Origin of the sequence: Enterobacter sp. RHBSTW-00175 (assembly GCF_013927005.1) — a bacterium.
In the GTDB taxonomy this organism is placed as follows: domain Bacteria; phylum Pseudomonadota; class Gammaproteobacteria; order Enterobacterales; family Enterobacteriaceae; genus Enterobacter.
This window is the reverse complement of the sequence record NZ_CP055930.1, coordinates 3,499,495-3,521,943: the sequence shown is the minus strand read 5'-3', so window position 1 is coordinate 3,521,943 and position 22,449 is coordinate 3,499,495. Positions and strand designations below refer to the sequence as shown.

The following is a 22,449-nucleotide window of genomic DNA, read 5'->3' as shown; positions in this document are numbered from 1 at the left end:
GGGATCGCAATGCGTAAGCAGTGGCTGGGTATCTGCATCGCAGCAAGTTTGCTTGCAGCCTGTTCAAGTGATGATGGTCAGCAGCAGGCGACCGTCGCGCCGCCGCAGCCTGCGGTCTGTAACGGCCCGATTGTTGAAATCAGCGGCGCCGATCCAAGTTATGAGCCGCTGAACGCAACAGCAAATCAGGATTATCAGCGCGATGGCAAGAGCTACAAGATTGTGCAAGACCCGTCACGCTTTAGCCAGGCCGGTTTTGCTGCCATCTACGATGCAGAACCGGGTAGCAACCTGACGGCCTCTGGCGAAACGTTCGATCCCGCGCAGATCACCGCGGCACACCCGACGCTTCCAATCCCAAGCTATGCCCGTATCACGAACCTGGCAAATGGTCGCATGATTGTCGTGCGCATCAACGATCGTGGTCCTTACGGTAACGACCGTGTGATTTCACTGTCTCGCGCTGCCGCTGACCGTCTGAACACGTCTAACAACACCAAGGTGCGTATCGACCCTATCGTCGTGGCGCAGGATGGTACGCTGTCTGGCCCTGGTACTGCCTGTACAACCGTTGCCAAACAGACCTATGCCCTTCCTTCACGCCCGGATTTAAGCGGTGGTATGGGTGGCGCGTCTTCTCCGGCAGAGCCTGCTGCACCGCAGGGTGAAGTCCGTGCAATCAGCAATGATACCTTGCAGAGCGATGACAGCACTGGCGCGCCAGTGAAGAGCAGTGGTTTTCTTGGTGCGCCAACAACCTTAGCGTCAGGTGTACTTGAAGGTAACGAGCCAACACCCGCACCGGTCGTCGCAGCGCCGGTAACGCAACCCGCTGCGGTGACAGCGCCAGTGGCCACGCAAAGCGCGGAAGTTGCTGCGCCAGCTGCTGCAAGCGGTGGTTTTGTCGTTCAGGTGGGTGCGGTAAGTGACCAGGCGCGAGCGAAACAATACCAACAGCGTTTGAGTCAGCAATTCAGCGTTCCTGGACGTGTTGAGCAAAATGGTGCAGTCTGGCGTATCCAGATGGGGCCGTTTGCCAGCAAATCACAGGCGTCCGCCCTGCAACAACGCCTGCAAAGCGAAGCGCAATTGCAATCGTTTATCGCTGTTGCAAAATAACTCATCGGCGGTATCCGAATTGTCGATTTGTGTAACTAACATTCACAAACTCGCACTGAAAGTCGGATGCCTGCCTGTATAGCATTTGCTATAGTAAGGCACTTTTTTTAATTCCATCACGGATGTCGTAGTTCTGACCATGAAGACCACTTTTTCTGCTCGTTTTGTGCAGCGCATGGCGCTGACCACGGCCCTTTGCGCAGCTGCACTTTCTGCGGCTCACGCCGATGACCTGAATATCAAGACCATGATCCCTGGCGTTCCGCAAATCGACGCGGAATCCTACATCCTGATCGATTACAACTCTGGCAAAGTTCTGGCAGAACAGAATGCCGACGCCCGTCGCGATCCCGCCAGTCTGACCAAAATGATGACCAGCTACGTTATCGGTCAGGCCATGAAAGCCGGTAAGTTCAAAGAAAGCGATCTGGTGACTATCGGTAACGATGCCTGGGCGACCGGCAACCCGGTGTTTAAAGGTTCATCCCTGATGTTCCTTAAACCTGGAATGCAGGTTCCTGTATCTCAGCTGATTCGTGGTATCAACCTGCAATCAGGTAACGATGCCTGTGTGGCAATGGCCGACTTTGCTGCCGGTAGCCAGGACGCGTTTGTTGGCCTGATGAACAGCTACGTGACCGCTCTGGGTCTGCAAAACAGCCACTTCCAGACCGTTCACGGCCTGGATGCTGATGGCCAGTACAGCTCCGCACGTGATATGGCGCTGATTGGTCAGGCGCTGATTCGCGACGTGCCTAACGAATACTCCATCTATAAAGAAAAAGAGTTTACCTTCAATGGTATCCGCCAGACCAACCGTAACGGTCTGCTGTGGGACAACAGCCTGAACGTAGACGGCATCAAGACCGGTCACACCGATAAAGCGGGTTATAACCTGGTTGCCTCTGCCACTGAAGGCCAGATGCGCCTGATTTCTGCCGTTATGGGTGGTCGCACCTTTAAAGGTCGTGAAACCGAAAGCAAAAAACTGCTGACCTGGGGCTTCCGTTTCTTCGAAACCGTGAACCCACTGAAAGCAGGTAAAGAGTTTGCTTCTGAGCCAGTCTGGTTTGGTGACAACGATCGTGCATCACTGGGCGTGGACAAAGATCTGTATCTGACCATTCCGCGCGGCCGAATGAAAGATCTGAAAGCCAGCTACGTGCTGAACAGCACTGAGCTCCATGCTCCGCTCCAGAAAAACCAGGTTGTGGGCACCATTAACTTCCAGCTGGATGGCAAAACCATCGATCAGCGCCCACTGGTGGTGTTGCAAGAAATTCCTGAAGGCAATTTCTTCGGCAAAATCATTGATTACATTAAATTGATGTTCCATCACTGGTTTGGATAAAAATTGAACACTTGAAAGTGTGATTTTGATCCCCATATACTAACTATCCTGATAACTCCCACCTGATGTGGGAGTTATTATTTTTTGACGTTACGCCGGAGCTGACATGAAAACCAAACTTAACGAACTGCTTGAATTCCCTACCTCATTTACTTACAAAGTAATGGGGCAGGCGTTGCCTGAGCTGGTTGATCAGGTGGTTGAAGTGGTACAGCGCCATGCGCCGGGCGACTACTCTCCGTCAGTAAAACCAAGCAGCAAGGGCAACTACCACTCGGTTTCTATTACCATCACTGCCACGCATATTGAGCAGGTTGAGACGCTGTACGAAGAGCTCGGCAATATCGAAATTGTTCGTATGGTGCTGTAGTCCCTTTGCGGTTACCCGGTTTGCCGGGTAACCCCTCTCCCCGCTGTGGTATAATCCCCTCATCTTTTCTCCCTGTCTTCGGAGACACAGTTTTGTACCAGGATAAAATTCTTGTCCGCCAACTCGGGCTGCAACCTTACGAGCCTGTCTCCCAGGCCATGCATGACTTCACCGATTCCCGCGATGAAACGACACCTGACGAAATCTGGCTGGTTGAACATCTTCCGGTGTTTACTCAGGGGCAAGCTGGCAAAGCAGAACATCTGCTGACGACCGGTGATATTCCAGTCATTCAGAGCGATCGCGGTGGGCAAGTCACCTATCACGGTCCGGGTCAGCAGGTGATGTATGTTCTTCTGAACCTGAAACGCAGAAAACTTGGCGTTCGTGAACTGGTCACTCTGCTGGAACAAACCGTGGTGAACACACTGGCGGAATACGGTATTGATGCCCATCCCCGGGCCGATGCGCCAGGCGTGTACGTTGGAGAAATGAAGATCTGTTCGCTGGGTCTGCGTATTCGTAAGGGCTGTTCGTTTCACGGGCTGGCGTTAAATATTAATATGGATCTCGCGCCGTTCTTACGTATCAACCCGTGTGGATATGCCGGAATGGAAATGACGCAAATGCGCCAGTGGGTCGAAACAGCCACACCTGATATTATTCGACCGGTGCTGTTGAACAACTTGTTAGCGCTACTTAACAATCCACCCCACGAATATATCCCTGCTTAATATATCATACATGATGGCTTGATTATTTGACGAGCCATCACTTATTTACCGCTTTTACGCTTTACAATAATCCGCAGATTCTATATTTTCGAAGCGCCTGAACGCACCCGCATATTAGCGCTATAAATTATTTAGCCCACTACCTGAGATGATTGAGAGGCTCAGGTAGCTTGCGTGACAATCACACAACTGTTTGTTTTTGATAAACAAGTGACACCTACAAAACACTTTACGAATCTCTACAGGCATAATAAATAATTTCAACTATCATTCATATTGTGAATGAATACGGAGTGAAAGCGTGGAGTATAATAATTTACCAGCCAAACGCCTGAATGAACCCGGTAGTGAAGATAAACCGCAAATTTTTCGGACATTACGTAATATTGATCTCAATTTGCTGACTATTTTTGAGGCAGTTTATGTCCACAAGGGTATCGTTAACGCTGCGAAAATTCTTAATCTCACGCCCTCTGCAATTAGCCAGTCCATTCAGAAATTGCGCGCTATATTTCCCGATCCCTTATTTATACGTAAAGGCCAGGGCGTGACGCCTACGGCCTATGCGACTCACCTGCACGAGTACATCAGCCAGGGGCTGGAATCGATTCTGGGCGCGCTGGACCTGACGGGAAGCTATGACAAGCAAAGAACGATTACCATTGGTACATCGCCTTCTGTTGGCGTTCTGGTTCTGCCCATCATCTATCAGGCGGTGAAACAACACGCTCCACAACTGCTGCTACGTAATGTTCCCGTCAGTGAGCCTGAAATTCAGCTCGCGCAGTTTCAGACCGACCTGATAATCGACAGCAATAATTTTAACGCCAGAGCATTAGGGCAGAACGTTCTCTATGCTGATAGCCTGACGCTGGTATGTCGACAGCATCACCCGGCACTCAGTCAACCACTGACGCTGGAAAACTTACGTGGCTACGAGCATTCATCGTTCATGACCGAAGGGCAAAGCATGAACGTTCTTCGTCAGCGCTTAGACGAGCTTTTCCCGGAACGTCAGGTGAGCTTCAGCAGTTACAATATGTTTACGATGGCATCCCTGATTAGCAGCAGCGACATGCTTTGCGTTATGCCCGCCCGGCTGTACTCTTTACTGTGTAAATGCTGGCCACTGGAGAGCATCCCCTTACCGCAGCTGAACACTGAATCTGTTGAAATTTCCCTGCATTACAACAAACTCAGCCTGCGCGATCCAGTACTCGAAAACGTCATCAACGTCATCCGCCAGGCCTTCTGACAGGCTCATTCAGAACAAGCCCCTGCCGGGTGCGGGGCAAAAGGCACAAAACAACAACTATTTTACAATTTGGCGACCTGGCAGGCTGCTTTATCGACCGTTTCAATGATATACTGCCTGTCGTTCGTTCAAAAATAGTTGATAAATACAACATTCCCTTGAATTGAAACGCTTTCCTTCGATATTCGCAACTGGAACACGCACGCTATGAGTAAACCCATTGTGATGGAACGCGGTGTTAAATACCGCGATGCCGATAAAATGGCCCTTATCCCGGTTAAAAACGTGGCTACAGAGCGCGAAGCGCTGTTAAGAAAACCGGAATGGATGAAAATCAAACTTCCGGCTGACTCTTCGCGTATCCAGGGGATCAAAGCGGCGATGCGTAAAAATGGCCTTCACTCTGTGTGTGAAGAAGCCTCTTGCCCCAACCTTGCTGAATGTTTCAATCACGGCACAGCGACCTTTATGATTCTGGGTGCAATTTGTACCCGCCGCTGTCCGTTCTGCGACGTAGCGCATGGCCGCCCTGTTGCGCCTGACGCTAACGAACCGCAAAAACTGGCTCAGACGATTGCCGACATGGCACTGCGCTATGTGGTGATTACCTCTGTTGACCGTGACGATCTGCGTGATGGCGGTGCTCAGCACTTTGCTGACTGTATCACTGCTATCCGTGAGAAAAGTCCAAACATTAAAATCGAAACGCTGGTACCGGACTTCCGTGGACGCATGGATCGTGCGCTGGATATCCTGACCGCAACACCGCCGGATGTGTTCAACCACAACCTGGAAAACGTACCGCGTATCTACCGTCAGGTTCGCCCTGGTGCAGATTACAACTGGTCCCTGAAACTGCTGGAGCGTTTTAAAGAAGCGCACCCGCATATCCCGACCAAATCAGGCCTGATGGTTGGCCTCGGTGAAACCAATGCCGAGATCATTGAAGTGATGCGCGATCTGCGTCGTCATGGCGTAACCATGCTGACGCTGGGCCAGTATTTGCAGCCTAGCCGCCATCACCTGCCGGTACAGCGCTATGTTAGCCCGGATGAGTTCGATGAAATGAAAGCCGAAGCAATGGCAATGGGCTTTACCCATGCAGCCTGTGGCCCGTTTGTTCGCTCGTCATACCATGCTGATATGCAGGCGAAAGGCGAAGAAGTTAAATAAAATAGAAATATTTATTTACAGTTACATCATAAAAAAACCGGCCATTGAGCCGGTTTTTTTTCGCAAGCCCTCAGGCATTGCTATTACTCTTTGTGAGAAAGCTTCTCAGCAGGGACGTCATCCTCGGCGCTTTTCTTCGCAGCCGCATCATCGTCATTCATCGCTTTTTTGAAGCCTTTAATTGCTGCCCCCAGGTCACCGCCCAGTGTGCGTAACTTCTTGGTACCAAACAGCAGGACGACCAGTGCGGCAACCACCAGCAGTTTGGTAATACTAATCTCACCCATAGATACCTTCTTTACATAAAACAGGCTGCATTCAGCGCCAAAAACCTGATCTTATTAACGGTCATTTGACGCGCGCACACAATAGCAATCTGTAACAAGGTGAATCAAGCATTGTTGAAAAAAACATCAGAATAATTGCGGTGGCGCAAACCGACGATTTTGCAGAACGGGTAACTGCTGGCGCGCAAGAGAAATTCTGGCTGAAAATATCTCGGCCATCAGCAACGTCGGTGCTTCCGCAGCTGCAGCGACCGTCACCCCCAGCGGATCAACAACCCGGCTCTGGCCAATATTCTTATTCCCGCACTCCCCGGCAGCCACAATATAACAGGTGGTATCGAGCGCACGGGCGGCAAGCAGCGTCGCCCAGTGGTGCTCTTTAAGCGGGCCTTTTACCCACGCCGCAGGCAATACCAGCACATCAGCCCCTTTAAGGGCGAGGCTCATCGCCATCTCAGGAAAGCGAACATCGTAGCAGGTCATCAATCCGATGTTCATGCCGTCGATGTTAATCAATGGCGGAATGATATCTCCAGGGTCAACCAGGCGTGACTCCTGAATGCTGAACGCATCGTAGAGATGTAATTTAGCGTAGCTCGCGATAATCGCACCTTCACGGATCGCCACAAGGGTGTTCACTGCCCTTCCCGGCGAAGACGGAACATGGATTGTCAGAACTGTGGTCAGTTGATTACCCGCACTTTCCTGAAGCAACAGCCGCAAAAAGCCGCCATCCAGCGGCTGAGCTGATTTCACTGACATATCTGGGTCGTTATCATCACGTGCCAGCAGCGCTTCAGGGAGCACCAGCAACAACGCCCCCTTTTGCTGAGCCTGAGCCATCAGGGCCACGCATTTTTGCGCATTCTCTTCCCAGCGTGGCGTTACCGCAAACTGCCCAACCGCAACATACATATTTGTCCCCTACTCATAATCAGCGTTAAACTTGATGCTCTTACACATCAAATAGCAGGTATTTAGCGTGTTACAACTACTTTTAGCCGTTTTTATTGGTGGTGGTACAGGGAGCGTTGCGCGATGGTTCTTAAGTATGCGGTTTAATCCCATGCATCAGGCGATCCCCATGGGTACGCTTGCTGCTAACCTGATTGGTGCATTTATCATTGGTATGGGGCTCGCCTGGTTCAACCGAATGACGCATATCGACCCGGTGTGGAAAGTTTTGATCACCACCGGTTTCTGTGGCGGTCTGACAACATTCTCTACTTTCTCTGCCGAGGTGGTGTTCCTGTTCCAGGAAGGCCGATTCACCTGGGCATTGACGAACATTGCAATCAACATGCTGGGTTCGTTTGCGATGACGGCTATCGCATTTTGGTTATTTTCCTCAGCCAGCCCGCAATAACGTCGGGAGCGTTAATGTTGGCTTAACTTTTCTCTGTCACTCTGGTTGCAATACTGAACGAGGGTGACGGAATGAAAGACAGTTTGATGAGCGCAGGAATGGTGTTGCTGAGCGTGCTGATCATCGCCAGCTTCCTGAAAATCTATTTTCTTGGCTGATTCAAAACGAAAAAAAACCCGCTCAGAGAGCGGGTTTTGAAATTCTTGCTGACGCGTCTGAATTACAGAGCGATTACGTTAGCAGCAGAAGGGCCTTTGGCACCGTTAGTGATTTCAAACTCAACGCGCTGACCTTCAGCCAGGGTTTTGAAACCATTAGTCTGGATTGCAGAGAAGTGTACGAACACGTCTTTGCTGCCATCTTCTGGAGTAATGAAACCGAATCCTTTGGACTCATTAAACCACTTAACGTTACCTTTAATCTTAGACATCAAAATTACCTTTACATTAAAAAACGACACAAATGCTGTGTCGGGTATCAGTACAACAATTGTGGGACGTTTTGTCCAGCGGTTCTTTGATAAAAAGTGACAAAAGTCGCGTTAATTTTCACTGAAGGATTTTTATCCTTTATGATTCAAAGACAGTACGTTTATTCACCAGCACGTAAAGTTTTTTCAGTTAAAACTGAAAACGCATCCACGCGAAGTAAACGTTACCGTTGTTATAAGTTCCAGGAATATACGTCATCTGGAACGTTGCAGGACCGTAACCAATGGACGCCAGCGGCAAGATCACCGGAATAGGGATGTAATTCCAGTTATCGCGCGCAGTGACCCCTGCGGTGTAGCCCAGACCCACGTGGAAGTTATCGTCTGCTAACGGTCGCCAGGTTTTCTCCCAACCGTAGCCGCCAATCGGTTCCCACTTGTTAAAGGAATCTTTAAAGGCCATCAGGTAGATGCCGTGCCAGTTCCCTTTTTCGTCCCAGCGCGACTGGCCAAAACCTGCCCCCCACGGACGTTCGTTGTATTTGTCTGTTTTTTCTTTGTCATACGCAAAACGTGCGTGCCACGTTATGGTCGGAATATAAAGATCATAGTGCTCTGGCTCCTTCCAGGTTTGTGCGACGTTATCCGTAAAAGTTGAGAACCAACCCTTATCCGTCGCGCTTTCTTCTGCCATGGCACCAGAAGAAAATGTTAACAACCCAAAAATAAACAATAAAATCAAGGAAAAATTATTTCGTACGATCACAATGCAATTACCATTCTTAGTATTCGGGGCAAAGTTTACCATAGAATAGTTGAATGGTGGCTTAACGATATCAGCGTTATTCCTAATTAATGCCACTTATACTGGGAATATTCCGAAGTTACATTATCCTGTATGCCTGAATAAGCGCATACAGGATGCATATTTAACGTCGATGTAACAACTTATAGAGTGCAGGAATAACCAGCATTGACAGCAACGGCGCAGTTACCATCCCACCTATCATAGGCGCTGCGATGCGTTGCATCACCTCCGAACCGCTGCCGCCCCCCCACATAATGGGTAGCAACCCCGCCATGATGGTGGCAACGGTCATCACTTTCGGGCGGACACGAAGCACCGCACCTTCATGGATAGCCCGCATAACCATCGCACTCCCGCCGTCAGGCTCCCGCAGACGATACTTATCCAGCGCATGATTTAAATAGAGGACCATTATTACCCCGAATTCCGCCGCGACACCGGAAAGTGCTATAAATCCTACCGCCCCCGCCACCGACAGATTATATTCAAGCAGCCACAGCAACCACACGCCCCCAATAAGTGCAAAAGGTAATGTCCCCATTATTATCAGGACATCTGACACGCGTTTAAAGGTTAGCCAGAGCAGTATAAATATAATCATGAGGGTAACTGGCAGGACTATTTTTAGCTTTGCCGTTGCCCGTTCAAGATATTCGAATTGCCCGGACCAGGAGAGCGACACCCCCTGCGGTAAAACGACCTGCTCCGCCACCCGCTTTTGCATTTCATCTACCGCTGACTTCAGATCACGCCCGCGCAAATCGACATAAATCCAATTAGACAGCCGCGCATTTTCGCTTTTTAACATTGGCGGTCCTTCCGTCACCACAATATCCGCCAACTCGCCAAGCGCAATCTGGCTGCCGTTCGCGGCAATCACGGGTAAGACGCGCAGTTTATCCACATTATCGCGAAGGTCGCGTGGATAACGCAGGTTGATGGGATAACGTTCACGTCCCTGAATGACTTCTCCAATGTTATCGCCCCCCACTAACGTAGAGACCATACTTTGCAGCTCATCGACGGACACGCCATATCGCGCAGCCTTTTGCCTGTCGATACGAATATCCACATAGCGCCCGCCAGCCAGACGTTCCGCCAGGGCCGAGGTGACGCCAGGCACCTGCTTCACCACCTGTTCAATCTGCTGGGCGACCCGCTCGATATCCACAATATTATTGCCGTTCACCTTTATGCCTACCGGGCTTTTTATCCCGGTGGCCAGCATATCCAGCCGGTTACGGATAGGCGGCACCCACACGTTAGCAATTCCGGGTACGGACACCGTTTTGTCCAGCTCCTCTACCAGTTTTTGCGTTGTCATTCCGTGGCGCCACTGAGCGCGGGGTTTAAAGTGGATGGTCGTTTCCAGCATGGTGAGCGGTGCCGGATCGGTTGCCGATTCCGCCCTTCCGGCCTTACCAAATACGCTTTCCACTTCCGGCACGCTTTTAATCAACCGGTCTGTTTGCTGCAATAACCGCGATGCTTCACGGGCGGAGATCCCCGGTAACGTGGATGGCATGTACAGCAAATCCCCTTCATCCAGAGGCGGCATAAACTCACTTCCCAGCCGGCTTAGCGGCCAGAGGGTCGCCACTAAAAGCGCAAACGCCAGCATCAGTGTGGTTTTCGGAAACGAGAGCACCTTATCCAGCAAAGGTTCATACAGGCGAATCAGTACCCGGTTGATGGGGTTGGCTTTTTCGTCAGGGATCTTGCCGCGAATAAAATAGCCCATCAGCACCGGCACCAGGGTAATGCCAAGCCCTGCCGCCACCGCCATTGACCAGGTTTTGGTAAACGCCAACGGGGAAAACATTCGCCCCTCCTGCGCCTCAAGCGAAAACACCGGAATGAACGACAAGGTGATGATAAGCAGACTACAAAACAGCGCCGGACCAACTTCCACGGCGGCACGCTCCGCAAGGTGCCAGTAATCCCCGGACGACGGTGTTTTATCCGGGTTATCATGTCGCCATTGCTCCAGCACTTTATGCATGTTTTCAATCATGACAATCGCGGCATCGACCATCGCCCCGATAGCAATGGCGATCCCGCCAAGCGACATGATGTTCGCGTTGATCCCCTGATAGTGCATCACCACGAATGCCCCCAGGATCCCAAGCGGCAAAGAGACAATAGCCACCAGCGCCGAACGGAAATGGAATAAAAACAGCGCACAAACCACCACCACGACCGCAAACTCTTCAAGCAACTTATGCGTCAGCGTCTTAACCGACTCTTCAATCAGGGTTGAGCGGTCATAGACCGGTACAATTTCCACACCCTCTGGCAACGTTTTCTGCAATTCACTGAGCTTTGCTTTCACCGCGTGAATGGTGTCCAGCGCATTCTGCCCATAGCGCATCACGACCACACCCCCGGCAACCTCACCCTCACCATTCAGTTCCGCCACACCCCGGCGGATCTCCGGGCCAAATCCAATGGTCGCAACGTCTTTTAACAGGACAGGCACACCGTCCCGGCTGGTGATCACCACGTTGCGAAAATCATCCAGCGACCGCAAATAGCCGGTGGTTCGCACCATATATTCGGCCTCTCCCATTTCCAGCAATGCGCCGCCACCCTCTTTGTTCGCAGCCTGCACCGCGCTGGAGAGCTGGCTGTGCGTAATGTTCAGCGCGCGCATCCTGGCAGGATCAGCGACAATCTGGTACTGGCGCACCATCCCGCCAATGCTGGCGACTTCCGACACGTTCGGCACGGTTTTAAGTTCAAACTTCAGCGTCCAGTCCTGGATAGCTCGCAGGTCTGCCAGACTGTGTTTTCCACTGCGATCGACAAGAGCGTACTCGTAAATCCAGCCAACCCCGGTGGCGTCTGGCCCCAGCGAGACTTTAACCCCCGCCGGAAATTGCGACTGCACCTGGCTTAAATACTCCAGTACACGGGAGCGAGCCCAGTACAAATCCGTGCCATCTTCAAACAGCACGTAGACATAGGCATCACCAAACATGGAAAAGCCGCGCACCGTTTTAGCCCCAGGCACAGAGAGCATCGAGGTGGTCAGCGGCCAGGTGACCTGATCCTCTATCACCTGCGGCGCTTTGCCGGGATAGCTCGCTTTGACGATAACCTGCACATCAGAGAGATCGGGAAGCGCATCCAGCGGCGCGCGTTGCACTGCCCACCAGCCCCACCCGGCCATGATCAGCGCAGCCAGGATCACCAGCAGACGGTTACGTAAGGAGGCACGAATCACCGCAGAAATCATTGGGTCACCTCCGGCATCACGCTGCGCAGATTCGCTTCTGAATCAATCAGGAACTGACCAGAGGTGACAACTTCATCCCCCGCTTTCAGGCCCGATGTGATCTCCGTCCAGCCCTGGGCAGTCAACCCTGTTTTGACATTGACCGGGCGGAAATAACCGTCCCCGGTAGCCAGCAGCAGACGTGTAGATTCCCCGCTGTTGATGACCGCTTCTTCAGGTACGGCAAGGGCTGGCGGACGTTGTGCTGCCTGGGCGCGCGATACGCTGAGATACATTCCGGGTTTTAATTTCTGCCCGGCGTTGTTCAGCACGATGCGTGCTTTCAGGGTGCGCGTGGTGGTTTCCATCTGCGGGAGTAGCTCACTGACCGCGCCGTGGAATTGCTCGCCCGGCCAGCTCTGTGTCGTGGCAACCACTTCAGTGCCCACGCTCAGGGATTGCGCCTGCGTTTGCGGGTAGTCAATAACCAGCCACACCGGGTCAAGACTGGCGATTTCGAACAGCGGGGCCGTTGCCGTAATCTGCGCACCCTCGCGCACATCCAGCTTAACGACATATCCTGCTTTCGCCGCCCGAAGTGTCAGCGTGGTTTGCGGTTTGCCGCTTCGTTCCAGCGCCCGGATCACCTCCTCCGGCATAAATTGCAGCGCCAGTCGCTCACGTGCGGCGCGTGTCAACCCGGCGTCACCAAGCTGACGGACGGCCAGATACTCCTGTTGTGCGGTAGTCCATTGTGGGATCCAGAGCTGCGCCAGCGCTTCATTGGCTTTCACCTGCTGCTGTGGGGCGTTGACATACAACTGTTTCACCACGCCGTTGGCGGGCGCCGAAACCACGGTCACCCCCCGTTCATCCGTTGATACCGTGGCAAAAGCGGAGAATGGGACATTCAGCTGATGTAGCTGCGCTTTCGTTGTCTTCATGCCCAGGTTTTGTTGCTGCTGCGCACTGATCCCAACACCGGACGCAGCCTTTTCTTCATCTGCATAGCGCGGCACCAACTGCATATCCATAAAGGGTGATTTCCCGGGCTTATCAAAACGCTGTCCGGGCATCATGGGATCGTACCAGTAAAGCACTTTACGCTCAGTGGGCTGCGACTGCGCCACAGGTTGATGAGACTGCTTTTGCCCCACAAAATACCCGCCCCCGGCCGCCACTAACACCGCAATCGCAACTGCGGATAAGGTCGTTGTTTTCATTTTGCCAGCTCCTGTGGGATCAGCCATTGGATCGCCGCCCAGTTCCGCGCCATCTCGCGCTCCGCCTGATTCGCCGCGAGTTCCGTATCCAGTACGCTTCGGCGCGCCTCCAGTAATGCAGGCAGCTCTGACTGCCCCGAACGATATTGCGCCGTCATCACCTCCAGCCGTTGGCGCTGTAACGGGAGGATCTCCTCGCTCTGGCGCTGCCATAAGGTTTGCGCCGCCTGATACTGCGCCACCAGCGACTGCACCTGCGCGATATGCTCACGTTTAATCAGCGTGAGTTGGTCTACCGCCTGCATCGACCGGGAGACATCAGCGGCATAATCTTTGTCCTGCCTTTTGGACTGGAAGATCGGTAAATCAACGCTGAACATGACCCCTGCCATATCGTCATACCCTTCAGCACGATGGGCGTAGAACACCTCAACATCCACGTCAGGTATGGCGGCGATGGCCGATTGTGCAGAACGGGCTTTCGCGGTGTCGGCCTCCCGTCGGGCGGCTTCCACTTCCGGGTGTTGGACTATCCCCTCTTCCAGCGTTTTTTCATCGGCGGGGAGCCGCTGGTAACGTGGCAAAGGCCCGCTCACATCGGTGATTGATTGCCCCGTCAGCTGAAACAGGCGGCTTTGTGCCAGTTGCACATCGCGCTGAGCAAGCGTCTCTTTATCGCGCATTGCGCTCAGGGTCATTTGCAACGCCAGTACGCTGTCTGGCGTAGAACTGCCCGCCCCTACGCTTGCCTTTTGCACACCGCGCTGACGCCCGGTTTCGCTGACCAGCGCTTTCGCTTTTTTCAGCGCCTGCTGCGTTAACGCCAGTTCGAGCCAGGCCTGAGCGGTATCACGCTGAAGTACCGCGCGGATAGCCTCCCCTTTTGCCAGCACGCCTCGCGCCTGCGCCTGGAAGGTTTGCGCTTTACGTTCGCGTTTTTCAGAACTGACATAGCTCTGCATGATGCCAATTTTTTGCATGGTCATGCCTTCACGCGTCAGACGCCTGTCGTTGTTCCCCTGTACTGGCACGTTTTCAATACCAAACTTCAGTTTGGGGTCGGGTAGTTGGGTCGCGGAATCCGCCATCGCATCCAGCGCCTGTGCTTCATTACGGCTGGCAGATAGCTCCGCGGAATAGCGTTGCGCTTCGGTCAGGGTTTGGTCGAGCGTCCACGGCTCTGCCTGTACGGCTGAGCTGAGTAACCCGAACATCACCCCACCGAGCCATAGGCCCAGTGTGTGTTGTTTCATGAAGTCCTCGCTTAGCGCTGTGGTGTCAGCGAGACGATCTGAAACCCGTCACCTGAACGTTCAAGGATGAACGTCACCCGATCGCCGGGTTTCGCACCATTGAGCACGGCACCGGATGACAAGGTAAATGGCATCGTCATGGCAGGCCATTTCAGTTCAGGAATGGCGTCATGTTCGAGAGTGACAGACTGGGCGGAAAACGCCTGGACAACGCCATGGCCTTGCCAGCGTTGTGCAGTCGGAGTGGTTACCTCATTCGCCTGGACGGCAAAAGAAGAAAAAGAGACGGACGCGCCAAGCAGCGCGGAAAGAAATAAAGCACGCATGATAAAGCTCCTGTTAAACGTAAATTAAAATAAAATCAACGAATTAACAGGTTTTTATTCTCTGAACCGGCAAAAACGAATGGTTGCCGGTGGCCCCACAGCGGGAGGGGTGATTGACCACGCAGACGGGCTTACATCCGTACATTCCGGCGTGTTCAGGGTAAGGGTCATAGTGGCAGGTAGCGCCACCAGTTGAGGATGAGCAGGATCTTTTGGTGCCTGATCGGGCACACAGTGTTTTTCACACAGCGGCGAAACATCAGCGGTATGAGCAGGGCCAGGTTTAGCCATCATATCCATATGCTGAATTGCCGCGACGTTACCCCGAAGGTCGATAGAACAATCGTGAGAGGCAACAGCAACCTGACTCTGGATCAACAGCCAGCCAAAGGCTATCAAAAACATCAGCAGATGTTTTTTGAAAAAGCGCAGGCGATAAGTCCAGCTGGCGTGCATATCGGCGTCATCAGGTTGAAAAAAGTGCTGAGAGTATATGCAGGGAAAAGAAAGAATAGAAAGTGCTTTTAAAGAGATTTACGTTCTTTATCAATCCCCTGATAAATAGCCTCAAATACATTAACACTTCAATATCATTTCTATGACATATAATAATGATTCAATGAGTCAATAACCCCATGATGCAAATGATAGGGTAATGGCAAAATATCGTTACTCTCTCCTTTAGTAGTATATTTATTGATTTTAATCAGCAATGACAGGCCATTAATTCGGCACATTTCATCCTTCTTTTTTTATTGACTATTTGTGCTCTCGGGCAGCAGGGATACAGGAGAAACCATGCTTACGTTTATTGAGCTCCTTATCGGAGTCGTCGTCATTGTCGGTGTAGCCCGCTACATCATTAAAGGCTACTCAGCCACTGGGGTCTTATTTGTCGGCGGTCTGACGCTGCTCATTATTAGCGCCTTACTGGGCCATAAAGTCTTACCCGCCAGCGAAACCAGTACGGGCTATACCGCGACCGACATTGTCGAATACATAAAAATTCTGCTCATGAGCCGTGGCGGCGACCTGGGTATGATGATCATGATGCTGTGCGGTTTTGCAGCATTTATGACCCACATCGGCGCGAACGACATGGTCGTTAAGCTGGCATCCCGGCCGTTGAAATTCATCAACTCCCCATATCTGCTGATGATCGCCGCTTATTTCCTGGCCTGCCTGATGTCACTGGCCGTCTCGTCTGCCACAGGTCTTGGCGTGCTATTAATGGCGACACTGTTCCCCATCATGGTCAACGTGGGGATTAGCCGTGGCGCGGCTGCTGCTATTTGCGCCTCTCCTGCGGCCATTATTCTTTCGCCAACTTCCGGTGATGTGGTGCTGGCAGCAAAAGCCGCTGAAATGTCGCTGATCGATTTTGCGTTTAAAACCACGCTGCCTATCTCGATTGCCGCCATTATTGCCATGGCGATTGCCCACTTTTTCTGGCAGCGCTATCTCGACAAAAAAGAGAACATCAGCCACGAAATGCTGGATGTGGGTGAAATCACCACTACCGCACCAACCTTTTACGCCATCCTGCCCTTTACACCGATTATTGGCGTGCTGATTTTTGACGGCAAATGGGGTCCGCAGCTGCATATCATTACGATTCTGGTTATCTGCATCCTGCTGGCGGCGATGCTGGAATTTGTGCGTGGCTTCAATACTCAGAAAGTGTTTTCCGGGCTGGAAGTAGCCTATCGCGGTATGGCGGATGCCTTTGCAGGTGTCGTAATGCTGCTGGTTGCTGCAGGCGTGTTTGCTCAGGGGTTGAGCACCATCGGCTTCATCCAGAGCCTGATCTCCATTGCCACCTCCTTCGGCTCTGCCAGCATTATCCTGATGCTGGTGCTGGTAATTCTGACCATGCTGGCTGCAATGACCACCGGCTCTGGTAATGCGCCGTTCTACGCCTTTGTTGAGATGATCCCTAAACTGGCGCACTCCTCCGGTATCAACCCGGCTTATCTTTCCATTCCGATGTTGCAGGCATCCAACCTGGGCCGCACCATTTCTCCGGTTTCCGGTGTGGTGGTTGCCGTTGCCGGGATGGCAAAAATATCACCGTTTGAAGTGGTGAAACGTACCTCTGTTCCCGTTCTTGTTGGCCTGATCGTGGTCATCATTGCAACCGAAGTGCTGGTGCCTGGCACAGCGGTGGGATAAGTTCCTCACCCGCAAAAAAGCGCCTGCGGGCGCTTTTTGTGCTTTAATAACTTCCAGAAATAATCCGTTTTCAATCATTCAGGAATTCAAATGTTCAGGAAGGATATTGTTTTTCCGTCTGGCGCTATGGCGCTTGCACTCTGCGTTTTCTCCGCACAGGCAGAACCTCTTAAGGCAACGCAGTACGGGGATTTCGATCGCTACGTTCTGGCGCTCTCCTGGCAAACCGGGTTTTGTCAGAGCATGGTCGAGCGCAACCGTAACGAACCGGACGAGTGTCGCCTGCAAAAAGAGAGCAAGACCAAAACCGATTTCCTGACCGTGCACGGTCTGTGGCCAGGCCTGCCAAAATCCATTGCCTCGCGCGGGGTGGATGAACGCCGCTGGATGCGTTTTGGCTGCGCCACTCGCCCGATCCCCAACATGCCGGAAGTGAAAGCCAGCCGTAAATGTTCAGCCGCCGAAACCGGGTTATCCCTGTCGGGCGCAGCAAAACTCAACAGCGTGATGCCGGGAGCCGGTGGTAACTCTTGTCTTGAGCGCTACGAATATGCCAAACATGGCGTCTGCTTTGGCTTCGACCCCGATGCCTATTTCGGCACAATGGTGCGGATGAATCAGGAAGTGAAAAGCAGCCCGCTGGGGCAATTTCTGGCAAATAATTACGGTAAAACCGTTAGCCGTAGCGATTTTGATGATGCCGTCGGCAAAGGATGGGGGAAAGAGAGTATCAAAGCCATCAAGCTGACCTGTAGCGGTAATCCGGCCTATCTCACTGAATTGCAGCTCTCGCTGAACGCCGACACCATTAACAATCCACTTTCTGCGACCTCTTTTGCCGCGCAGCCACATCCCGGTAACTGCGGTAAGCAATTCGTTATCGATAAAGTCGGTTACTGACCTGCCCCAGGGCGCGCCATGTCAAACCGGTGCTCGTCGCTAATGGCATAATAGGCCGTCGGCCCACCCGCTCGCAGTATTGGACGGGCTTTGGCGGTCTGGTAAATACCCTCTTCCAGTAGCGATTCCTGAATATGGATCCCGACAACTTCCCCCAACACCAGCCAGGTTTCTATTGGCGACCCATCGGCACCCGTCAGCTGAATGCACTGTGAAAGGCGGCACTCGAAATTCACCGGGCTTTCTGCCACGCGAGGTGCTTTAACCAGCTTGCTCTCTGCAGTCGTTAACCCGGCAAAGGCAAACTCATTTTCACCTTGCGGCAGCATTGCAGAGGTTTCATTCATTGCATGCGCCAGGTCCAGCGTTGCCAGGTTCCAGACAAACTCGCCCGTTTCGACAATATTACGCACGCTGTCTTTCCAGCCATTACTGGAAAATCCAATGATCGGCGGGCGATAGTTAAAGCAGTTGAAGAAACTATAAGGTGCAAGATTTGGCCGCCCCTCTTTGTCGCAAGAGGCGATCCAGCCAATCGGGCGTGGGCCAACGATAGCATTCAGTGGGTCATGCGGCAGGCCGTGACCCTGAGAAGGTTCATAGAAGTACATAGTTATCTCTGGTGGATAGGGCGTACACGAATTACGCTTCGCTCATTGCCCTGTTTCAGGACAATCAGCGTAACGCAATCCGCCAGAAATTAAGACTGAATAAATTTCAGCAAATCGTCGTTAATCTGGTGCTTATGGGTGGTGCAGATACCGTGCGAGCCGCCCGCATACACCTTGAGTTGCGCATCAGGCAGGATCTCCGCCGCCACCCGTCCACAGGTATCGATCGGCACGATTTGATCGTCATCACCGTGAATGACCAGCGTCGGGATGGTCATCTTTTTCAGATCGCCACGCAGGTCGGTTTCCGAAAAGGCTTTGATACAGTCGTACAGCGCCTTAATAGAGCCCTGAAGCCCCTGCTCCACAAAGCTTTCACGTACCGCTTTAGACTCTTTCGCGCCCGGGCGGTTATAACCGTAAAACGCGGCGGTCAGCTCGTAGAAGAATGCCGCACGATCGTTAACCACACCTTCCCGAATACCATCAAAGACCTCTTTCGGCACCCCATTGGGGTTGAAATCGGTTTTGATCATAATCGGTGTAACAGCGCCAATCAGCACGGCTTTCGCCACGCGCTGTGTGCCATGACGGCCAATATAGCGCGCCACTTCCCCACCGCCTGTTGAATGACCCACATGCACCGCATCTTTCAGATTAAGATGCGCCGTCAGTTCAGCCAAATCGTCAGCGTATTGATCCATATTATGCCCGTCCCAAGGCTGTGCCGAGCGGCCATGACCACGTCGGTCATGCGCAATCACACGAAATCCTTTTGACCCCAGAAACAACATTTGATCTTCAAAGGCATCAGCCGTCAGCGGCCAGCCGTGACTGAACACGATGGGTTGCCCACTTCCCCAGTCTTTAAAATGCAAATAACTGCCGTCTTTCAAGGTAAGTTTGTCGTAATCGCTCATGAGATCTCCTCAACGGAACACTGAATGCGGATAGTCGCCGAATAAGGGCGCTTAAAAAGGATAATGCAAATTTGCGAGTGATCACGTTTTTCGCCAAAAATTCATATGACCGATGAATGTGACCTTCATCACTTCAAACTTGCGTGCTCAGTGAGTATCATCGGGAGAGTTAAACCCTCGCTGCCAGACGGCGAGGGTTTTCTTTTGGATTGGTTTCTGCGTTACACGCAGCATTAACGACATGGAGTAATAAATGTCCAGACCCACTATTATCATTAATGAACTCGACGCAGAACGTATCGACAGGCTTCTTGAAAAGCAAGAATTTGCTGCACTGCCCATTGCAGATGCACTGAATGCTGAGCTGGATCGGGCGCAAATGTGCACGCCAGAGTCGATGCCGCATAATGTGGTGACGATGAACAGCCAGGTGAAATTCCGCGACCTGACCACCGGTGAAGAGCGCACCCGCACCCTGGTTTACCCGGCACAAATGACCGACAGCAGCACGCAGCTTTCCGTTCTGGCTCCTGTGGGCGCGGCGTTAATTGGTTTGCGTACCGGCGACACCATCCACTGGGAATTGCCCGGCGGTACCGCTACGCATCTTGAAGTGCTCGAACTGCTTTACCAGCCAGAAGCGGCCGGCGATTACCTTCGTTAATCCCTTCTGAACACGCGACAACCGCTTTGCCCGGAGGGTGCCCGCGCATCCTCTTTCCGAAATTCACCCATTCGTCTTATATCGCGCAAAACCCCCTTAATCCACGCTTAATCTGTTTTGGTGCCGCGGGGACGGTCATGCTTGAAGAACTGGCTATCGTACTGGTTTTTCTGTTTTTATTGGCGATTATCGTCATGGCCGTGCTTTATCTTGAACGTCACTGGTAACCCTCCTTCTGCTTAACCTCTCAAATAGTAAAAAATGTATGACATGAAAAAGTGCCAGACAGCTATCAGAAACCACAATTATTTTGTGCTTGAATAGTTTTAGCGTTTATAAACAAGGAGAAACGGGTATGTATCAGAGAATCATTATGCCAGTTGATGTTTTTGAAATGGAGCTAAGCGATAAGGCTGTACGCCACGCGGAGTTCCTGGCGCAGCAGAACGGAGTTATCCATCTTTTACATGTTTTACCGGGTTCCGCCAGTCTTAGCCTGCATCGCTTTGCTGCCGACGTACGGCGTTTCGAAGAGCATCTGCAACACGAAGCGGAAACGCGCTTACAAACCATGGTGGGGCATTTCAGCATCGATCCGGCCCGCATCAAAACGCATGTCAGATTTGGCAATGTGCGTGATGCCGTGAATGAACTGGCGAACGAACTGAAAGCAGATATGGTCGTCATCGGCTCACGTAATCCATCAATTACCACTCACCTGCTGGGCTCGAATGCTTCCAGCGTGATCCGCCACACCCACATCCCGGTGCTGGTTGTAAGATAAAAAAAAGGCCACCTTTTTTGAAGTGAACCCCATATATTGGACACGTTCTTAACTGGCGGCTGACATGGCCTGGGTTCGGTATTGTACCGGACTCAGGCCGTTTAGTTTTAGCTTGATTCGTTCGTTGTTGTAGTAGTGGATATACTCTTCCACCGTTTTTCGTAGATGGTCTGTATTTTCAAACTCTTCGTGGTACCAACATTCTGTTTTCAGCAGACCAAAAAAATTTTCTATCACTGCATTGTCCAGACAGTTCCCTTTGCGCGACATGCTTTGTTCTATGCCTTTAGCTTTAAGTTTCTCCTGATACCGTGCCATCTGATACTGCCAACCCTGATCAGAGTGCAGTACCGGTCTGTCACCCGGTTTCAGCCTCTTGACGGCTTTGCTGAGCATGTTTTCGACCAGATTCATTCCCGGATGCGTCGTCATATTCCAGGCTATTATCTCGCTGTTATACAGATCAAGCACTGGTGACAGATACAGCTTTGTCCCTTTTACGTTGAACTCTGTCACATCCGTGACCCATTTCTGGTTTGGACTGCTGGCCTTAAAATCACGTGCAAGGGTATTTGGCGCTACTTTACCGTAGGTGCCTTTGTATGACTGATACTTTTTGCTTCTCAGGCATGAGGCCAGCCCCATCTTGCGCATCAGTTTCCGTACTGTTTTATGATTAATGCCATAGCCTTCATTACGCAACGCCAGGGTAATGCGCCGGTAACCATATCGTCCTTTATGATAGTGGAACAGTGCGGCTATTCTTTGCTGTTCGCCCTCATAGCGCTCTCCACGGCTATCTGCTTTGACATGCCAGTAGTACGTGCTGCGAGGTAATCCTGCTATATGAAGCAGCATTCTCAGGTTATGGTTTCGCCTCAATTCGGTAATTATTTTTGCTTTGTCTTCTGCTTTTCCCGAATCAAGGCCTGAAGCTTTTTTAGGTAGGCATTCTCAACACGCAGGTATTCAAGTTCTTCCTCAGCGTTCTGGAACGCTGGACGGGGATTATTAAGTTCTTTATCTGAAGTTTCGTTCTTCCCTGACTTCATCTGGCGTCCTCTGGGTTTATCCTGTAGGGCAATGATACCGCCAGTACGGTAAAGACGCTCCCATTTGCTGACAGTACAAGCGGCTGCAATACGAAACTCCGCCGCAGCTTTCCGGGATGATTTGTTGTGTTGCTGCATCCAGAGCACGACAGACTCTTTAAACTCGGCAGAGTAAGCCCTGGTAGGAATGGTAAAACTGTCCATCCCATTCACTTTCCAGTGCTCAGTCCAGCGTCTGACCGCTCCGTGATCAACGCCGAACAACCGCGCTGTTTTCTTTGCACCATCACTGCTGAACAGATAGTGGAGTACGACTTGCTGCTTGAATTCAGGTGAGTATTTTTTTCTGCCCATTGAAACGCAAAACCCCTAATCGTTGGATGTCCAACTTTCGGGGTTCACTTCATTTTCGGTGGCCTTTTAGTATTGCAGGT

General features: G+C 51.8%; 24 protein-coding genes. 12 read left to right on the top strand and 12 right to left on the bottom strand.

The features are described 5' to 3' along the window. Positions 1 to 9: 9 nt before the first annotated feature. From rlpA to lipA, 6 genes are all read left to right on the top strand, one after another. A complete protein-coding gene (rlpA, locus tag HV107_RS16695) occupies positions 10 to 1,119 on the top strand; it encodes an endolytic peptidoglycan transglycosylase RlpA (RefSeq protein ID WP_182060014.1) in 1,110 nt (369 codons plus the stop codon). Between the two features lie 139 nt (positions 1,120 to 1,258). Then, entirely contained in the window at positions 1,259 to 2,470 is a 1,212-nt protein-coding gene (gene dacA / locus HV107_RS16690; RefSeq protein ID WP_182060013.1) for a D-alanyl-D-alanine carboxypeptidase DacA, read from the top strand. A 106-nt stretch (positions 2,471 to 2,576) separates the two neighbouring features. Then, on the top strand, positions 2,577 to 2,840 hold the full coding sequence (gene ybeD / locus HV107_RS16685) for a DUF493 family protein YbeD (protein ID WP_182060012.1): 264 nt from the start codon (positions 2,577 to 2,579) through the stop codon (positions 2,838 to 2,840). Between the two features lie 92 nt (positions 2,841 to 2,932). Beyond that, positions 2,933 to 3,574 (top strand): lipoyl(octanoyl) transferase LipB, encoded by a 642-nt coding sequence (lipB, locus tag HV107_RS16680; RefSeq protein ID WP_182060011.1) that lies wholly within the window; start codon positions 2,933 to 2,935, stop codon positions 3,572 to 3,574. A 301-nt stretch (positions 3,575 to 3,875) separates the two neighbouring features. Continuing rightward, the gene (locus tag HV107_RS16675) at positions 3,876 to 4,829 is read left to right on the top strand and encodes a YbeF family transcriptional regulator (RefSeq protein ID WP_182060010.1); all 954 of its coding nucleotides are present in this window, start codon (positions 3,876 to 3,878) and stop codon (positions 4,827 to 4,829) included. 207 nt (positions 4,830 to 5,036) lie between these two features. Further along, complete coding sequence (gene lipA / locus HV107_RS16670) at positions 5,037 to 6,002, top strand: lipoyl synthase (protein ID WP_006809637.1); 966 nt, start codon at positions 5,037 to 5,039, stop codon at positions 6,000 to 6,002. An 83-nt stretch (positions 6,003 to 6,085) separates the two neighbouring features. Here the strand turns inward: lipA and tatE are convergent, their stop codons facing one another. Together tatE and HV107_RS16660 are read right to left on the bottom strand one after the other, a co-directional pair. Next, positions 6,086 to 6,289 carry a twin-arginine translocase subunit TatE gene (tatE, locus tag HV107_RS16665; RefSeq protein WP_014069320.1) on the bottom strand — a complete coding sequence of 68 codons (204 nt, stop codon included), beginning with the start codon at positions 6,287 to 6,289 and terminating at the stop codon, positions 6,086 to 6,088. Positions 6,290 to 6,415: 126 nt separating this feature from the next. Then, positions 6,416 to 7,204, bottom strand: a complete 789-nt coding sequence (locus tag HV107_RS16660; RefSeq protein ID WP_182060009.1) for a deaminated glutathione amidase — start codon at positions 7,202 to 7,204, stop codon at positions 6,416 to 6,418. Between the two features lie 67 nt (positions 7,205 to 7,271). On the opposite strand from HV107_RS16660, the gene crcB reads away from it, so the two are divergent. Beyond that, positions 7,272 to 7,655 (top strand): fluoride efflux transporter CrcB, encoded by a 384-nt coding sequence (crcB, locus tag HV107_RS16655; protein ID WP_182060008.1) that lies wholly within the window; start codon positions 7,272 to 7,274, stop codon positions 7,653 to 7,655. Positions 7,656 to 7,875: 220 nt separating this feature from the next. On the opposite strand, the gene cspE is transcribed toward crcB, so the two are convergent. From cspE to HV107_RS16620, 7 genes are all read right to left on the bottom strand, one after another. Next, on the bottom strand, positions 7,876 to 8,085 hold the full coding sequence (cspE, locus tag HV107_RS16650; RefSeq protein ID WP_000034825.1) for a transcription antiterminator/RNA stability regulator CspE: 210 nt from the start codon (positions 8,083 to 8,085) through the stop codon (positions 7,876 to 7,878). A gap of 190 nt (positions 8,086 to 8,275) precedes the next feature. After that, entirely contained in the window at positions 8,276 to 8,851 is a 576-nt protein-coding gene (gene pagP, locus HV107_RS16645) for a lipid IV(A) palmitoyltransferase PagP (protein WP_395677960.1), read from the bottom strand. 163 nt (positions 8,852 to 9,014) lie between these two features. Then, positions 9,015 to 12,131 carry an efflux RND transporter permease subunit gene (locus HV107_RS16640; protein ID WP_182060007.1) on the bottom strand — a complete coding sequence of 1,039 codons (3,117 nt, stop codon included), beginning with the start codon at positions 12,129 to 12,131 and terminating at the stop codon, positions 9,015 to 9,017. Continuing rightward, positions 12,128 to 13,333 (bottom strand): efflux RND transporter periplasmic adaptor subunit, encoded by a 1,206-nt coding sequence (locus HV107_RS16635; protein WP_182060006.1) that lies wholly within the window; start codon positions 13,331 to 13,333, stop codon positions 12,128 to 12,130. The genes HV107_RS16640 and HV107_RS16635 overlap by 4 nt, the downstream gene beginning before the upstream one ends. Further along, positions 13,330 to 14,586 carry a TolC family protein gene (locus HV107_RS16630; protein ID WP_182060005.1) on the bottom strand — a complete coding sequence of 419 codons (1,257 nt, stop codon included), beginning with the start codon at positions 14,584 to 14,586 and terminating at the stop codon, positions 13,330 to 13,332. The genes HV107_RS16635 and HV107_RS16630 overlap by 4 nt, the downstream gene beginning before the upstream one ends. 11 nt (positions 14,587 to 14,597) lie before the next feature. Continuing rightward, the gene (locus tag HV107_RS16625) at positions 14,598 to 14,912 is read right to left on the bottom strand and encodes a copper-binding protein (protein WP_182060004.1); all 315 of its coding nucleotides are present in this window, start codon (positions 14,910 to 14,912) and stop codon (positions 14,598 to 14,600) included. A gap of 54 nt (positions 14,913 to 14,966) precedes the next feature. After that, the gene (locus tag HV107_RS16620) at positions 14,967 to 15,368 is read right to left on the bottom strand and encodes a hypothetical protein (protein WP_182060003.1); all 402 of its coding nucleotides are present in this window, start codon (positions 15,366 to 15,368) and stop codon (positions 14,967 to 14,969) included. Between the two features lie 342 nt (positions 15,369 to 15,710). On the opposite strand from HV107_RS16620, the gene dcuC reads away from it, so the two are divergent. Then, positions 15,711 to 17,084, top strand: coding sequence for an anaerobic C4-dicarboxylate transporter DcuC (dcuC, locus tag HV107_RS16615; RefSeq protein ID WP_182060002.1), 1,374 nt, complete (start codon positions 15,711 to 15,713; stop codon positions 17,082 to 17,084). Between the two features lie 90 nt (positions 17,085 to 17,174). After that, entirely contained in the window at positions 17,175 to 17,984 is an 810-nt protein-coding gene (gene rna, locus HV107_RS16610; RefSeq protein ID WP_182060001.1) for a ribonuclease I, read from the top strand. Here the strand turns inward: rna and HV107_RS16605 are convergent. After that, entirely contained in the window at positions 17,978 to 18,595 is a 618-nt protein-coding gene (locus tag HV107_RS16605; RefSeq protein WP_182060000.1) for a flavin reductase family protein, read from the bottom strand. The two genes, rna and HV107_RS16605, sit on opposite strands and share 7 nt — an antisense overlap. A gap of 89 nt (positions 18,596 to 18,684) precedes the next feature. After that, positions 18,685 to 19,515 (bottom strand): alpha/beta fold hydrolase, encoded by an 831-nt coding sequence (locus HV107_RS16600; RefSeq protein WP_014069301.1) that lies wholly within the window; start codon positions 19,513 to 19,515, stop codon positions 18,685 to 18,687. A 253-nt stretch (positions 19,516 to 19,768) separates the two neighbouring features. On the opposite strand from HV107_RS16600, the gene rnk reads away from it, so the two are divergent. From rnk to uspG, 3 genes are all read left to right on the top strand, one after another. Then, positions 19,769 to 20,179: a nucleoside diphosphate kinase regulator gene (gene rnk / locus HV107_RS16595; protein ID WP_182059999.1), complete on the top strand. Its 411-nt coding sequence runs from the start codon at positions 19,769 to 19,771 to the stop codon at positions 20,177 to 20,179. A 137-nt stretch (positions 20,180 to 20,316) separates the two neighbouring features. Beyond that, on the top strand, positions 20,317 to 20,406 hold the full coding sequence (yldA, locus tag HV107_RS27480; RefSeq protein ID WP_310649357.1) for a small membrane protein YldA: 90 nt from the start codon (positions 20,317 to 20,319) through the stop codon (positions 20,404 to 20,406). Between the two features lie 128 nt (positions 20,407 to 20,534). Further along, on the top strand, positions 20,535 to 20,963 hold the full coding sequence (gene uspG / locus HV107_RS16590; protein WP_166717371.1) for a universal stress protein UspG: 429 nt from the start codon (positions 20,535 to 20,537) through the stop codon (positions 20,961 to 20,963). A gap of 48 nt (positions 20,964 to 21,011) precedes the next feature. Here the strand turns inward: uspG and HV107_RS16585 are convergent. Beyond that, positions 21,012 to 22,369 (bottom strand): IS3 family transposase gene (locus HV107_RS16585; RefSeq protein WP_105318584.1). Its coding sequence is split into 2 segments (ribosomal slippage): positions 21,012 to 21,907 and positions 21,907 to 22,369, totalling 1,359 coding nucleotides; the frame shifts between segments, so codons are not numbered across the junction. Positions 22,370 to 22,449: the final 80 nt, after the last annotated feature.